Source organism: Bacillus sp. ISL-78 (genome assembly GCF_018613455.1).
In the GTDB taxonomy this organism is placed as follows: domain Bacteria; phylum Bacillota; class Bacilli; order Bacillales; family DSM-1321; genus Peribacillus; species Peribacillus frigoritolerans.
Genome location: NZ_JAGGQC010000044.1, coordinates 23,883 through 37,795, shown reverse-complemented (window position 1 = coordinate 37,795; position 13,913 = coordinate 23,883). Strand labels below are relative to the sequence as shown.

17 protein-coding genes are annotated in these 13,913 nt (G+C 37.5%); 14 read left to right on the top strand and 3 right to left on the bottom strand.

From position 1 onward, the window contains the following. Window positions 1-119: 119 nt before the first annotated feature. The 4 genes from liaF to J7I96_RS25990 all read left to right on the top strand — a co-directional run bounded on the left by liaF (window position 120) and on the right by J7I96_RS25990 (window position 2,969). On the top strand, window positions 120-866 hold the full coding sequence (gene liaF / locus J7I96_RS26005; protein ID WP_214924732.1) for a cell wall-active antibiotics response protein LiaF: 747 nt from the start codon (window positions 120-122) through the stop codon (window positions 864-866). Continuing rightward, window positions 863-1,909 carry a sensor histidine kinase gene (locus tag J7I96_RS26000; protein ID WP_214924729.1) on the top strand — a complete coding sequence of 349 codons (1,047 nt, stop codon included), beginning with the start codon at window positions 863-865 and terminating at the stop codon, window positions 1,907-1,909. The genes liaF and J7I96_RS26000 overlap by 4 nt, the downstream gene beginning before the upstream one ends. Beyond that, the gene (locus J7I96_RS25995; protein ID WP_214770626.1) at window positions 1,902-2,543 is read left to right on the top strand and encodes a response regulator transcription factor; all 642 of its coding nucleotides are present in this window, start codon (window positions 1,902-1,904) and stop codon (window positions 2,541-2,543) included. Before J7I96_RS26000 ends, J7I96_RS25995 begins: the two co-directional genes overlap by 8 nt. Window positions 2,544-2,618: 75 nt before the next feature. Beyond that, on the top strand, window positions 2,619-2,969 hold the full coding sequence (locus J7I96_RS25990; protein WP_251029251.1) for a hypothetical protein: 351 nt from the start codon (window positions 2,619-2,621) through the stop codon (window positions 2,967-2,969). A 60-nt stretch (window positions 2,970-3,029) separates the two neighbouring features. Here the strand turns inward: J7I96_RS25990 and J7I96_RS25985 are convergent, their stop codons facing one another. From J7I96_RS25985 to J7I96_RS25975, 3 genes are all read right to left on the bottom strand, one after another. Beyond that, the gene (locus J7I96_RS25985) at window positions 3,030-3,350 is read right to left on the bottom strand and encodes an MFS transporter (protein ID WP_311315240.1); all 321 of its coding nucleotides are present in this window, start codon (window positions 3,348-3,350) and stop codon (window positions 3,030-3,032) included. Between the two features lie 64 nt (window positions 3,351-3,414). Then, window positions 3,415-4,191, bottom strand: a complete 777-nt coding sequence (locus J7I96_RS25980; RefSeq protein ID WP_214924720.1) for an MFS transporter — start codon at window positions 4,189-4,191, stop codon at window positions 3,415-3,417. 424 nt (window positions 4,192-4,615) lie between these two features. Continuing rightward, on the bottom strand, window positions 4,616-5,521 hold the full coding sequence (locus J7I96_RS25975) for a helix-turn-helix domain-containing protein (RefSeq protein WP_214924718.1): 906 nt from the start codon (window positions 5,519-5,521) through the stop codon (window positions 4,616-4,618). A 168-nt stretch (window positions 5,522-5,689) separates the two neighbouring features. Here J7I96_RS25975 and J7I96_RS28530 point away from each other — a divergent pair, with 168 nt between their 5' ends. The 10 genes from J7I96_RS28530 (at window position 5,690) to J7I96_RS25945 (ending at window position 13,912) form a co-directional block, all read left to right on the top strand. Continuing rightward, window positions 5,690-5,818 (top strand): hypothetical protein, encoded by a 129-nt coding sequence (locus tag J7I96_RS28530; RefSeq protein ID WP_283866295.1) that lies wholly within the window; start codon window positions 5,690-5,692, stop codon window positions 5,816-5,818. Window positions 5,819-5,901: 83 nt separating this feature from the next. Further along, window positions 5,902-7,293: an MFS transporter gene (locus tag J7I96_RS25970; protein ID WP_214924708.1), complete on the top strand. Its 1,392-nt coding sequence runs from the start codon at window positions 5,902-5,904 to the stop codon at window positions 7,291-7,293. 63 nt (window positions 7,294-7,356) lie between these two features. After that, the gene (locus J7I96_RS28525; RefSeq protein ID WP_258831801.1) at window positions 7,357-7,491 is read left to right on the top strand and encodes a hypothetical protein; all 135 of its coding nucleotides are present in this window, start codon (window positions 7,357-7,359) and stop codon (window positions 7,489-7,491) included. A gap of 51 nt (window positions 7,492-7,542) precedes the next feature. Beyond that, window positions 7,543-7,677, top strand: a complete 135-nt coding sequence (locus tag J7I96_RS28520; RefSeq protein WP_258831800.1) for a hypothetical protein — start codon at window positions 7,543-7,545, stop codon at window positions 7,675-7,677. Between the two features lie 48 nt (window positions 7,678-7,725). Then, window positions 7,726-7,860, top strand: a complete 135-nt coding sequence (locus J7I96_RS28515) for a hypothetical protein (RefSeq protein ID WP_285289419.1) — start codon at window positions 7,726-7,728, stop codon at window positions 7,858-7,860. A 96-nt stretch (window positions 7,861-7,956) separates the two neighbouring features. Next, window positions 7,957-9,843 carry a B12-binding domain-containing radical SAM protein gene (locus J7I96_RS25965; protein ID WP_214924706.1) on the top strand — a complete coding sequence of 629 codons (1,887 nt, stop codon included), beginning with the start codon at window positions 7,957-7,959 and terminating at the stop codon, window positions 9,841-9,843. 26 nt (window positions 9,844-9,869) lie between these two features. Next, entirely contained in the window at window positions 9,870-10,835 is a 966-nt protein-coding gene (locus J7I96_RS25960; RefSeq protein WP_095393037.1) for a multinuclear nonheme iron-dependent oxidase, read from the top strand. Continuing rightward, window positions 10,820-11,614 (top strand): hypothetical protein, encoded by a 795-nt coding sequence (locus J7I96_RS25955; protein ID WP_214770638.1) that lies wholly within the window; start codon window positions 10,820-10,822, stop codon window positions 11,612-11,614. Before J7I96_RS25960 ends, J7I96_RS25955 begins: the two co-directional genes overlap by 16 nt. Continuing rightward, window positions 11,604-12,842: a peptide arginase family protein gene (locus J7I96_RS25950; protein WP_214924705.1), complete on the top strand. Its 1,239-nt coding sequence runs from the start codon at window positions 11,604-11,606 to the stop codon at window positions 12,840-12,842. Before J7I96_RS25955 ends, J7I96_RS25950 begins: the two co-directional genes overlap by 11 nt. Continuing rightward, window positions 12,839-13,912 (top strand): TldD/PmbA family protein, encoded by a 1,074-nt coding sequence (locus J7I96_RS25945; RefSeq protein WP_214924703.1) that lies wholly within the window; start codon window positions 12,839-12,841, stop codon window positions 13,910-13,912. The genes J7I96_RS25950 and J7I96_RS25945 overlap by 4 nt, the downstream gene beginning before the upstream one ends. The last annotated feature ends 1 nt before the right edge of the window (window position 13,913 follow it).

The window sequence follows — 13,913 nt, the reverse complement described above, 5'->3', positions numbered from 1 at the left end:
GGAATGGAGGGCGGGGGAAAACAGTCTGTCAGAACGTGACAATTTCATGGTATTCTTAAAAGGCACGGGTTTCTGTGCCTTTTAAGAATATCATGATCATATACAGGGGAGGCGAACCGATGTTGAACAAGATGAAGACGGACTATATGGGATGGATACTTCTCATCGGAGTCGTCCTGCTTTTTTTAGAGATTTCATTTACGGGTGGGGGTCTCCTTTTTTCCATCGCTTTTTCAATAGGATGCATCTATTTAGGCAGGAAATTCACAAAACGGACAATCGGGAAAATCCTATTTTTTATAGGGCTGATTTCCCTTATCATCACAGTCTTGAATATGTTCGTCTTTAGATTTTTCCTAATGGCGATCCTCATTTATCTTTTGCTTTTATATTATCAGTCCAAAAAGAATCCTGATTGGGTCAGTCCCATTTTAACCAATGATGATTCGGACGAAGAAAAGATCAATAAGGAACGACTGCTGAAAACCGATTATCTATTTAAAAATAAGTTGTTTGGTCATCAACAAACGACCGAACATGTATATGAATGGAATTCCGTGAATGTTCAGGGCGGGGTCGGTGATACGGTTATCGATTTAAGCAAAACGATTTTACCGAAAGGCGATGCTGTCATTTCCATCAGGAATATCATTGGCAATATCACCGTCCTTGTACCGTATGGCATCGAAATCAGGGTCCATCATTCTGTCATTGCAGGCAGAGCGCGGATTTTTGAAAATAAGCCTGAATCCAGGATCTTTAATCAAATTTATTCCTACCAAACGGAAGGGTTCAATGAAACGGATCACAAGGTTCATATCATCACTTCAATCTTAGTTGGCGATTTAGAGGTGAAGCGGATATGAGCATACTGACACGGCAGATATTGACTGCCCTTGGTGTTGCTTTCGTTCTTTCCCTTGCTTTGCCGGCGATGGTTTTCTTCATCTTTCCTTTATCCGATTGGAGCTTATTATGGGAGAAAGTGGTCATGGGATTACCCTTCGTCATATTTTTGCCAAGCCTGGTCATGACGGTAGGGCTTATTTATGGAGTCGTTTCGGGGATGTTTTGGAAGAGACAGCTTGAAAGGGTGGATGAAGGTCTGCATTTCCTTGAACATGGCCGCATACCCTCGCAACAGGAAACGTATCCAATCCAAGAGATGGCTAAAATGGCGGAACGGATGCAACTGATCCATAAGCAAATCAATGAGCAGACTAAATTATCGCAAAAAATGGCGAATGAAAAGGCCATTGATCAGGAGAAACAGATCCAGGAAATCGTTTCCCAGGAACGAAACCGTTTAGCGCGGGAGCTGCATGATTCGGTGAGCCAGCAATTGTTTGCCGCTTCGATGTTCATGTCGGCCATCACCGAATCACAATCCGATATGGAAAAAACGGAAATGAAACAATTCAAGGTAGTGGAAGAAATGATCCATCAATCCCAGCTTGAGATGCGGGCGCTATTGCTTCACTTGAGGCCTGTTGCATTAAAGGGAAAATCTTTACATGAAGGAATGAAGGAGCTTCTTGTGGAATTGGCCCAAAAAGTGACGATGGATATAAATTGGAAGATGGAGCCTGTCACTCTGGATAAGGGGATTGAGGACCATCTGTTTCGGATTTTACAAGAATCGATTTCCAATACGCTGAGACATGCAAAAGCGAATTCGCTTGAAGTGCTATTGATCGTCCGTGATGGAATGATCATTTTACGAATAACGGATGACGGCATCGGTTTTAACGTCGAGGAGTCGAAAACGGGATCATATGGACTGCAAAACATGCATGAACGGGCTGTTGAATTAGGCGGGACGATGCAAATTGTAAGTGTTCCGAATAAAGGAACGAAACTTGAAGTGAAAATCCCATTATTGAATGCTGGAGGTGACCATCATGATTAAAGTATTATTTGTCGATGACCATGAAATGGTAAGGATAGGGGTATCGGCTTATTTATCCGCACAGTCGGATATCGAAGTGGTCGGGGAAGCGGACAATGGTTTGAAAGCTGTCGAACTGGCAATGCAATTGCGTCCGGATATCATTTTGATGGATTTGGTGATGCCGGAAATGGACGGCATAGAAGCGACGAAACGAATCATTGAAAAATGGCCAGAAGCAAAAATCATCATTGTGACAAGCTTCCTGGATGATGAAAAGGTGTACCCGGCATTGGAAGCCGGAGCGACGAGCTATATGCTGAAAACATCCAAGGCCAGCGAGATTGCGAGAGCCGTCCGTTCCACTTTCCAGGGTCAAAGCGTACTTGAACCTGAAGTGACGGGAAAAATGATGGAAAAGCTGCGTCGCCCAAAAATCACCCAGCTTCATGATCAATTGACAAACCGTGAAATGGAAATTTTACTGCTGATGACACAAGGGAAAACGAATCAGGAAATTGCCGATGAACTATACATAGCCCTGAAAACCGCCAAAGTGCATGTCAGCAATATATTAAGCAAGCTTGCCGTGCAGGACCGCACGCAAGCAGTGATTTACGCATTTAAGCATTCGCTCGTTCAAGAAGAAGAGTAAAGAGCGTCTATTTACCAATAGAGGAAAGTTTGTTATATTTAGGGAAATATCCCATCCTGTAAAGTTCATTCAAGGTTGCTGATTGCAGCCTTTTTTAAGGATAGCAGGAAAAAAGCAGGTGAAATGATGTTAAGAGTGATTTTAGAATTATTTCGTATAATCACCATTATTTTCGTTATTGGAATGATAATGGGCCTCATCATTAATTCAATCTATGCGATTTTTGGAATAACCGTAGAGAATACCACGGGCGGATGGATTGTTGGTATGGCAATTTTCCCATTACTTTATGTACTCTATAAAAACCGGCTTCAATTTTCAGGTTTCTATAAAAATGGCAAACAAGTAAAACTCTCAAACAGGACAACTACTATTCTGCTTTGCTTGTCTGTGTTAATGTTGACGGTTGCCCCTTTATTTCGCTAACGGAATGTAAAAAGAGCATGTTTTAATCAAAACATGCTCTTTTTTATACCGTTTTTTAGTTTATACAGCTTCCTCTGCGGTATCGAGCCTCGTTCCGTATATCCGATAAAGAAAGAAAGCGAATACCATTCCTATAAAGGAGATGGAGGAAATGAACAAGTAAAGGGTCTTCCCGCCATATGCTCCATATATGGCTCCGCCTATATAAGAAGCAATGATTCCCGAAACCCCGAAGAATAGCAGCGCCAGTACGGTCTGGCCTGTGGCACGCCATTCCACCGGAACGATCCGGTAAAGATATTGGATGGCCGCCGAGTAGAAAATCGGGAAAGTCAATAGCTGCATGACTTGCAAATAAGCCAATAGCTGTGGATCGGTAATCCACGCAGAGACGAAATAACGGATAAAGAAAAACGCTGCTGCAAACGAAATGATGATGATTTCCTTACCTTTGCGCAGCCCAAAAGCTTAGGGCGAATACAACGATTTCACTTCCCGCCGCTAAGAACCAGGTCAAGCCTACAAGCTTGGCACTTCCTCCAAGTTCCCTGATATATACCCCAAGGAAGGTATCGTTCATCCTTGCTGGAACAGCACAGATAAAGACCAATAAGAGAAAGAGAAGCGTCTCTTTATTGCTGAAAAAATGCTTAAGGCTGCCTAAGGTGACAGGTTTCCCTGAAACGGGAGCATCAGGCATCATCCAGCTGACAATGAAGCTGATCAATCCTATGCCTGCAAAAAGGAACGCAAGGCTGTTCGCTCCGAAATATGACATAACATAGCCGGTGATCAGCGATATGACCGCATAACCCAATGCACCATATGTCCGGATGGAGCCGTAGCTGATCCCGGATTTCTCTGCCATCGTAAAATTGAGGCTTTCCGTCAGGGGATCGATCGGCATCAGAAAGAAATATAGCAGCATGGCAAACAGGATGAGCTGAAGATAACTGCTTGAATCATAGAGGAAATAACCGATTACGCTCGAGAAAAAGATGAGTAATAACAGGACTTTTCGTATAGTCCTTGTTTTGTCGCTGATCATTCCCCATAAAGGCTGGGTAATGAGGGTGACAAAACCTCCTGTACCGATGATGAATCCGATTTGGGCTGGACGCAAACCTTGATCAGCCAGATAGACTGGGAGAAACGGAATGAAAATGGCAAGCAGTCCAAAATATAAAAAGTTAAAACTCTTTAATAATCGTATTGCTTTCATAAAAAATATGATACCTCACGTGTTCTATAGAGTGGATTGATTTCAGACCATGTTATTGTATCATTGATGACAGAATTTGAAAAAATAGAATGATGGAGTTGGTTTCAAAAAGGATCTGGACCCAGGAGGGTAGGGGGCCTTTCAAAATTCATGACATCGGGGAATATAGATAGGGACCCCCTATGCTTTCCTTTGCTTTCCAGCTTGAATAAGCTAGGTTTCTTTTATTAGTCCTGTTCATGACGTCTATTTGAATGGTTTGGAAAAGGTCGTTTTCAGGAATTTTTAACAGGTGATTGAACTAATTGAAAATATGAATAAACGTTTTCCTTAACTCCAATAGGCAGCCTGTTTACGTTCCAAGAATGTATCAGTGTCATTATACTAACCAAAAAGGTACAGCATGTTTTGCTAAGGTAATTCTTCAATCTTTATACACTTTAAGCGATTTCTTTATCTCATCCAGTCTTTCCTGAACGACTTTCTCAAATTCGTAATTCTGCTGCAATAAGAATATATTCCTTGCCTCTTCATACCCTTTTGTGGCACTTTCCATGTTGTTCAATGACTGCAGGGATTGGGCACGCTGATATAAAACTTCTCCCATAAGGTACATAGATTCTTCCCGGATTAAAATTTGAATAGCATCAGAGCAAATTTTTATAGATTCATAATATTGTGCGTCCTTATGTAAGGATTTTGTCAATCCGTAATGAATCCGGACTTTAATTTTATAATTCATTGAGGTTTTTGGAAGTTGTTGAAATTGCTTAAGGGCATCTTTATATGAGGCAATTGACTTTTTATATTCAGTAATTTCGTTATAAATAATGGCTTTGCTATTCAAAATTTCTATTTTTTGAGCGGAAAAAATATGAAAATGAGTAGATAAGTCCAATGCTTGATCTAAAAAATCCAGGGATTTCAATATATCATTATCACAATAATATGCTACGATGCCCAAATGCCAGAGGATGAATTGTTTATTGATGGGTGACTGGAAATCTGCATGGTATTTTTCTGCTTCGAGAATCCGTTTTACCTGCCGATACTCTCTATTTCTAATAGAAACCCTGACTTGTGATTTCACTTCCTCACTATATTCCATTCGGTCTGAATAAGTTTCTAAAAGTATATCTTCAATGCTGATACCTAAACGTAATGAGAGCTCATATAAAGTAGTCGCTAATGGAATGACTTTCCCCTTCTCTATATTGCTTAGTTGTGCTTGAGAAATGATTCCCTCTGCCATGACTTTTTGTGTTATGCCTGACCTTTTTCTTAAAGTGTAGAGTACATTTCCAAGCTTAAAAGGAATGCTTTCATCCATTTTATCAACTCCTAAAAATATAAATACTTTTATATTTTTTTATATATTTCATTGGAAACACCAAAAAAATATCAAAAAAAATACTCTGTAGCAGCCATACAAGAAAAATGTACCATATCTGGATGGTTTATACTAGTTGTATCGATCAATATCAGGAGGTTGGGGTATATGAAAAAAATATTAGTATCTGGGTTCTCCATTCTGTTTACGCTAGCGATGGTTTTACAATTCGATTCAAGCGTCAATTTGGCTGTAGATGATCGGCCCATATTTAATGATCTGCCGAATCAGCATTAAGATTTAATTACATATGAACCTATGTTAAAAAAGGAAGCCTAAAGGCAAATTTAAATAAAATAAATAAAAAAAGGATTATTTATATGAAAATAAATAAAGATCAATTATTGATTATAACCATTTCTTCATGTGTTATAGCTAGTGTGATGTCTACGTCCATGTTGACGATTGCGTTCCCTAATCTTGTAGACTTTTTTAATATTTCTTATTCCACACTTCAGATTAGAAATATTCTATTCTTTTCTTTTTTCGCATTTCTCATTCCGCTTTTTGGTAAAGTGGCGGATATATTAGGAGCAAGAAAATTGCTGATATTTGGCCTATCGCTATTTATCGCATCTACGGCTCTTAGTGGAACCACAAATAGTTGGAATTTGTTTTTGGTCTATCAGACACTTCAGGCAATTGCAGACGCAATGGTAGTACCGGCACAGGTATTATTGATTAGGCAAAGTTTTAAGGATAATAAATTAGGGTGGGCTTTTGGATGGTTTTCCGGAGTTTTAGCGACTGCCACACTTATTGGACCAGCTGCTGGTGGTTTGGTAATAAAGCATTACTCTTGGCAAATGATATTTGGAGTATTGATTATCATAAGTTGCATATCTTTAGTTCTTGTATTAATGGTAACTCCCAAATCAAAAAAAAGAATCACGGCAAACCTTCATTTACCTTTAAAAAACAGTTTGGCTTTACTCGTCATGGTAATCAGTTTTCAATTCATATTCAAGGATGAAATTAGTATAGTGGAACGGTCACTTTCTATTGCGGTTACGATATTGAGTTTAATTTTATTTATTTATTATGAACGGGCTAACCGCGGAAATACTTCTTTGCTTCCAAGAAAGGCAATAAAAAACACTATTTTTGTCTCTTCAATTATTAGAATATTCGTTCTCTTCCTCATTACAAATGTAATAGTGCTTTACATTCCAAGTTACATGCGGGATATACACAATATTCAACCGGATATTGTTGGCTATATCATTATGGCAGATTCGATACTGGCGGTTTTGTTATCTGGGTATGCGGGTAAACTTGCAGATTTAAAAGACAATAGAAACCTTTTACTTTTATCTATTTCGATTTCCATAATTGGAATGGTGAACCTCACTTTGACAATGTTTAATGGCAGCTTAATTTTCTTTATATTTGCGTTTCTCCTTTTTGGATTGGCCGGTGTCATTTCCATGCCCACACAAAATAAGATTGCCATGATGGCCGTTCCTGAGGAAGAAACAGGGGTTTATATGGGTTTGTTCCAAATGGTACAGTTTGGAACTGGGGCTTTCGCGGCGGGGATATTCAACACTTTATTGGACTATGGCACTGACCAAGGTGACTTTTCCCAAGTTGGTTTTTCATACGTGTTATTCATTTGTATAGGGTTATATTTGGTAGCTATAGGAACAGTCGTTTATGATAAAAGGCTTCTAAAGAGCAATATGAAATTGTCTTTGAAAGAAGAAGTATAATTCTCGTTTAGCTGAAAGTGATATATACAACAGTTTTGAAGTGATCGAAAGGAGGTGAAACATATGACGAAGCAAGTGGAAAATACACAAGCGGAAAAGCTAGTGGAAAACCTTGAAATAATCGAAGCTAAAGAGCTGGAAGTGGGCAGTGCATTTCATGCATTCCGTTTCAGTACAGTGTCGGACACAGAAAAATAGATTAGGGCAGAGTTACAGGCAATCATTTTAAAGGTTAAGGAGGTGAAACATATGACGAAGCAAGTGGAAAATACACAAGCGGAAAAGCTAGTGGAAAACCTTGAAGTAATCGAAGCTAAAGAGCTGGAAGTGGGCAGTGCATTTCATGCATTCCGTTTCAGTACAGTGTCGGACACAGAAAAATAGATCAGGGCAGATACAGGCAATCATTTTAAAGGTTAAGGGGTGAAACATATGACGAAGCAAGTGGAAAATACACAAGCGGAAAAGCTAGTGGAAAACCTTGAAGTAATCGAAGCTAAAGAGCTGGAAGTGGGCAGTGCATTTCATGCATTCCGTTTCAGTACAGTATCGGATGTAGAAAAATAAGTTAGATCCTAAATCCATAATGGTGATTCAAAGAGAGTGTTAGCTTTTAATGAAACTAACACTCTCTTTGGATAAATTAAAGGAGAATTTCTTTAGATGGAAAATTCAGATGCTATGATAGTTTTTCCGCCTCTAACTGAAGCCAGGCTCTTTCCATATTTAAGTTTACCTATGATTACTAGTTTTTTGAGGAACAAGGGAATGGGTGTAAGCCAAATTGATTTAAATATTGAATTATGCCATACCCTTTTTAGTGAAGATTGTTTAGCTGAATATGTGAGCATCAATGAAAACGGAAGTAAAGACTTGAAATTGATATATAAAGTCGAAATGGCTAAATACTTATTCAAAGAACAAAAGCAACTTTACAATAATGTATTTATAGAGAAAAGATCTTCTGATTCATTGAAGTATGACGTTCGGTTGGTGAGACAAGGCATAGAATTATTACTAGTAAATTCGTTTTTAAAACTTGAGATTACCTCATTGGAAGAAATCCTTGAATTGGTAAGGGATTTTGGTTGGAAAAAAAGTGATATTGCCACAAAGGTTTTATACGAAAATATCAAAGAAAAAATTCTTAACGATAAGCCCAAAATCTTCGCGATTTCTATTGCATACTATAGCCAAATATTACCTTCCCTTTTAATATGCAAGTGGATTAGAGAACTTTCCCCTAATACCCACATTATTCTGGGTGGACAACAAATCATGATTCGTCAATCATCTTTCTTTAGCCTAAATGGATTAAATCAATTTGTGGATTCATTAGGAATATCGGCAGGTGAAGAAACATTATTCATGTTAGACAGGTATTTGAAAAACGATTGCCAAATCGGCGAGGTGCCGGATATTGTTTGGCTTAATGAAAAAAATGGTGAAAATGCCCCATCCAAGTCTGCATATAGGATCACGGATGCCTTACCGCCTGATTTTTCTGATTTACCGTACAAAAACTATTTAGATGAAGAAGTGCATATGTCTTTGATTACATGTGTGGGGTGTTACTGGGGACGATGTACTTTTTGTTCATATGGTAATAGATCAAGAAAAGAAAAAAGTTATCAGCAGAAAACGGCAAGGCAAGTAGCAAACGAGTGCGAGGATATCATTAACAATTATGGGGTTAATAGAATTAATTTCATAGATGAGAATACTAATTTGCGGCTTGTCGTCCATGCAGTCAAAATACTTAAATCTAGAGGTTATGAAATTACATTCAGTACACGAAACCGTCTTGAGAATGTGTTGTTAGACGCTGAATTTTGTTTTGAACTAAGTAATTTAGGTTGTATTTTAATGTCTGTTGGCTATGAAACCAATTCTCAAAGGATTTTAGATTCCTTGGATAAAGGAGTGCAATCTAATAATTATCAACAGATAATAGATAATTTACATAATGCCAACATTACGCTGCGAATGTCTATAATTGGCGGCTTACCTGGTGAAACCGAGGATGAAATTAAATGTTCTGAGGAATTTTTACTTAAAAATCAAGATAAAATTGGCATCGATGTCATGCAAATGCTCGTTTTAGAACCAGGTACCTATATTTATGAAGATACAAATAATCCTGAAATCCATATTCAATCAAGAAAAAACCTAAGAGGAAACAAATTACTCAATTATGGGATGGGTAGAATGGGTGCTACATTTCAATACTCTGACGGAATAACGTTTGAAGAAAAGCTGAATAGATTCTTGCAACTGCACAAAAATGTCAACCCCCAAAAGAATGATGAGCTTCCTCCTGATAAATACAAAAGGGAAGGACAGGATATCACTTCAAATACCTTATTCATAAACCCTTGGACTAAAATCATTAAGTTAGATAAAACGTATATCATGGATTTTGTATGGCAAAGGATCTTCTTGGTGCCAGAGTCCTTAGAAGTATTCGGAAACGCACTGATAATGAGCAAGGCAGATGATAAAAAGTACCTAGAGTATTTTGTCGAAAAAGGTGTGATTAACCTTGAATGAAAATAACTTATGGGGAGGAATGACTAATGAGCACAGTTCATCAGACAATTAAATTTCCAAATGTAAAGGAAAAGCTTGGACTTGGTTTAGGCATGGATTTACCTTGGGGGGAAGATATAGGTTTTTCCAGCAAAGGGGACCATGACGACATAACGCCTAAGATGAAAGGCTTTTTTCAAAATTATAAAGACGAGTTTAATTATATTTTCTTTGCTTTTCAACCGAAAAATAGAAGTGTGTTAAAAGCCGAGGACTACTTTGATGCCTATGATAGATTATTTGAAGCCAATCCACATCTAAAGGCGAGAGCATTCCATCAAACGATTTTAAATATGGGGGCTACCGAGTATTACAAAAAAACGGAAATCATAGAATTCACAAATAAGATTATAGAAAGATATGACATAAGATGGATTGTAGAAGATCTTGGCCTGTGGTCAATAAAAGGGAAAACCGTCCCTTTCCCTTTACCACCATATATGACACCAGCGGGATTGGAAGCTTGTATAAAGAACATCAACGAATACCAATCTGAACTGGCCGTTCCAGTTTCAGTTGAGTTTCCTGGATTCACTGAAGGTACTAACTTCTTTATTGGGGAAATAAATGGATTTGATTATTTCAGAACATTGGTCGAGGAGACAAACTCCCCTATCACTATAGATATTGGTCATATCCTTAGTTATCAATGGTTGTTAGGGAATATGAATGAAAAGATGTTCAATGGTTTAGAAAAATTGCCTTTTGAAAACTGTTTTGAATTGCATCTTTCAGGTTGTCAAATTATTAAAGGGAAATTCAGAGATCTGCATCATGGAGTATTAATGGATGAACAAATCCAGCTTTTAGATTACTTGCTTCCTTTATGCCCTAATTTAAAAGCGATTACATATGAAGACCCTAAATATACAGATGAAGGAATATTAATTCCGAAGTCACAGAAAAATTATCAAAGAATGAAGGAGGCAGTTGAAAAATGGCAAATGATTTAAAACCGAAGAACTATTCACTGGACGAGTTGCTTTACAATTTATTATATGATTACCAATATAGAAATTACTTTTTAAATGATGAATTCGATGAATTGAATTTATCAGCTGATCATTTAAATCACATAAAAACAATAGATAAAGAAGAGCTTGTAGCAACGGCTACAACGATTGTAAGAAATTTAATGAGTGGAAATATTGAACATGAAGGTGGTTTAAGAACATCTTTTCCTGGTGTTTTTCAGGCTTTGGAACTCCTTGATACCGATATAACGCTGCTAATGCATAAGTTCCTGGCGTCCAAACATTTCGAGTGTTATATGGAATTGCCCTATGCAGGGGAAGGGACATGTATCGAGGAAGCGTTTTACAATTATTTGTCTGAAAACGAAGAGTTTATCCATGCGGCTGATAATAATCATTTACTATTAAAACACGAATTTTTAAATGCCATTTTATCTATACTAACAGTGAATAAACACCCATTTTTCAGGATAGATAGTGACCTGGTTAAAAATAATGGTCATATTCACTATGCGTACCAAGCCTATTCTAAAGAAATAGCCGAGGCACTAAGTGGAAAAAAAGTAGCTAGCGATTCCGAAAAGGTTATATGGCTATATGCAGCAACCGAAAAAAATTTAATTAGGGGACCCATTCACCCAAGTGTATTAGAAATGGTGGAAATAGGAGGTTCAAGGGAAATAAACCGCCAACAAAAGTTCAATCAAGACCAGATAAATTGGATTCTAAACTTAGGGTTAATTAAGAATGATGGATAAAATATATGTATATGAGGAACATAGTGAAGTATTTTCATATTGGGTCAATAAAACTCCCAGGAATAGTACCTTGGTTTATTTTGATCAACACTTGGATTTAAAGTTCATAGAAAATTCAAAAATGAAAAGAATCAGTCAGTTCATTAAAGAGGGTCTGTGTATTGATGAATTGAAAAAAGATATTCCTTGTAGGGAAGATGGAAGATATTCTTATGGGATTGATGACTTTTTGTACGCCGCCATACAAGAGGGTCTTTTTCGGAAAATTATATGGGTATACCCTCGTATGTTAGGAGAAAAAGGGTTTAGTGAATTACTTTGGGGGCTTTTATCCCTTGTACCTAACCATGGAAAAGAATTCATGGCAAGCTTTAGAAACGGTGAAAATTCTGCTTCTGTACAATTAAATAATATTGAGTTACATGTCACAACCATTGAATCTCTGGGAGAATTCCTAATTAATGAACAGGTTATTGTAGATATCGATTTGGATTACTTTTATGATCCCAAGACTAATGATTTATCCAATGATATAGACGAAACCTTAAATGTATTGAAAAATTTAGGCCTCTTTAATCAAGTGAAAACAATGACCTATTCAATCAAAAGCGGGTTTCTGCCTGAAAGTTTCAGGTGGATGGGGGAATATATAGCCGGGCAACTGGGGAGGGAGATTGTATATTCCAAGGAAGATAAGATTTCCCCGAAGGTAACGATGGAGAAAATTTCATCAAATAAAAAGTTGAGTCTAGCAGAAATAGATGAATTAAACTTTGAATTGAGGCCATTGGGAGCAATAGGGTGGAAATTGAAATCGATTCTCTATACCCAGTCTGGTGAAATTGAACTTGCTAAGAGTTGCTATCAAATAGCGACTAAAACGGGTGATGATTCATATTGGGCTGCCTATGTTTTAGGCATTCACTTTTTCAAGGATGGTAATTATGAAGAGGCTTTAAGTTGGTTTAGTAAAACTGGAAATATAGTGGATACCATCGAGGCGCATGGCTTAATATTACGTTTAATTTGTTGCCTTCGTTTGGAGCTGTATCAAAAAGGATATGATTTATCAAAAGAGTGCATCGAATTATTACCTATGAGAATAGAGGGTTATATATTGGGTGAAGCATTCGCAGCAAAACTGGGAATGGCATTTGTGGATTTTGATGGCAAGATTCAGCATGATCCTTCGCAATTAGTAATTAGCCGAGCTGATACGAAGCCATGAACAATGAATATTTACTATCATATGATTCGAATGTTGAAGGGGTTGTTTCACCAAGCTGCGATAATGAAAAGAATAAGTTTCTTCAAGAAGAATTAAATCATTGTTTAAAATTCATTGAACGTGATCGCTATGATCACTCAAGACATTGGAAGTCTTTTAAGCTTCGTATTGGATTAAGCAGTTATGAATTAAAGTATTCCATTCTTATAATGATCTTCATAGAGAGTTCAACATCTATTATTCCAGTATTATGGCAAACAAGAACTAATAAGTCACCATGTTCTGAATTAATGGATCATTTTGAAGTGATTTTAGCGGAAGTAGAAGCTGCTATATACGGTCAGCAACTTGAACGCAAGATTGAAACACAAATTGTGCTTGAGCCATGGACTGGTTCTCATTATGTACACGAATGTTTTGGACATACATTAGAAGCAGATAATTACCTAGAGTATTTAAAGCCAAATGGAATAACGATGGGATACAAATGGTCAGAATATAAAATTAACGTATTCGATGACCCGACCATTCCTGGGCAAAATGGTAGTTATTTATTGGATGCGGAACAGAATGAAACATTTAGGACCCACTTAATAAAGGACGGGATAAACGTAGGTTTGATGCATAATGCAAAGACTCGTAAGCTCCTGGGCTTACAATCTTCCTGTAATGCAAGAAGCGTTGGCATATCTTCACTTGCGATGCCCAGAATGTCAACAACTTATTTGGATTCAGGCAATATGGAAGTACAGGAGATAATTTCAGGCATCGACAATGGTATTTATTGCAGAGGTGCCTGGGGTGGGGGATCACTTGGTTTGAATTTTGTAATCCGTCCATCATATGGTTTGGTCATTAAAAATGGGAAAGTAACCAATAAAATACTTAGAAGATTTGATATTAAAGGAAACAAACTGGATTCAGCTAAAGCCATTAAGTCCCTTAGCAATGAACTGCTTTTCTTTAATCCGGTTTTCGGTTGTAATAAGAATGGTGAAAATAATCTTAGTGTCACCCAAGGGTCACCTCATATTCATTTTGAAAATCTAACACTTTATCCCGTACTCTGAA

Coding starts and splice junctions, on each gene's coding strand:
- J7I96_RS25980 (WP_214924720.1), bottom strand. CDS start 4,191: ATGAAAGCAATACGATTATTAAAGAGTTTTAACTTTTTATATTTTGGA.
- liaF (WP_214924732.1), top strand. CDS start 120: ATGTTGAACAAGATGAAGACGGACTATATGGGATGGATACTTCTCATC.
- J7I96_RS25955 (WP_214770638.1), top strand. CDS start 10,820: ATGGCAAATGATTTAAAACCGAAGAACTATTCACTGGACGAGTTGCTT.
- J7I96_RS28525 (WP_258831801.1), top strand. CDS start 7,357: ATGACGAAGCAAGTGGAAAATACACAAGCGGAAAAGCTAGTGGAAAAC.
- J7I96_RS25995 (WP_214770626.1), top strand. CDS start 1,902: ATGATTAAAGTATTATTTGTCGATGACCATGAAATGGTAAGGATAGGG.
- J7I96_RS26000 (WP_214924729.1), top strand. CDS start 863: ATGAGCATACTGACACGGCAGATATTGACTGCCCTTGGTGTTGCTTTC.
- J7I96_RS25950 (WP_214924705.1), top strand. CDS start 11,604: ATGATGGATAAAATATATGTATATGAGGAACATAGTGAAGTATTTTCA.
- J7I96_RS25970 (WP_214924708.1), top strand. CDS start 5,902: ATGAAAATAAATAAAGATCAATTATTGATTATAACCATTTCTTCATGT.
- J7I96_RS25975 (WP_214924718.1), bottom strand. CDS start 5,521: ATGGATGAAAGCATTCCTTTTAAGCTTGGAAATGTACTCTACACTTTA.
- J7I96_RS25965 (WP_214924706.1), top strand. CDS start 7,957: ATGGAAAATTCAGATGCTATGATAGTTTTTCCGCCTCTAACTGAAGCC.
- J7I96_RS25960 (WP_095393037.1), top strand. CDS start 9,870: ATGAGCACAGTTCATCAGACAATTAAATTTCCAAATGTAAAGGAAAAG.
- J7I96_RS25945 (WP_214924703.1), top strand. CDS start 12,839: ATGAACAATGAATATTTACTATCATATGATTCGAATGTTGAAGGGGTT.
- J7I96_RS28520 (WP_258831800.1), top strand. CDS start 7,543: ATGACGAAGCAAGTGGAAAATACACAAGCGGAAAAGCTAGTGGAAAAC.
- J7I96_RS28515 (WP_285289419.1), top strand. CDS start 7,726: ATGACGAAGCAAGTGGAAAATACACAAGCGGAAAAGCTAGTGGAAAAC.
- J7I96_RS28530 (WP_283866295.1), top strand. CDS start 5,690: ATGAAAAAAATATTAGTATCTGGGTTCTCCATTCTGTTTACGCTAGCG.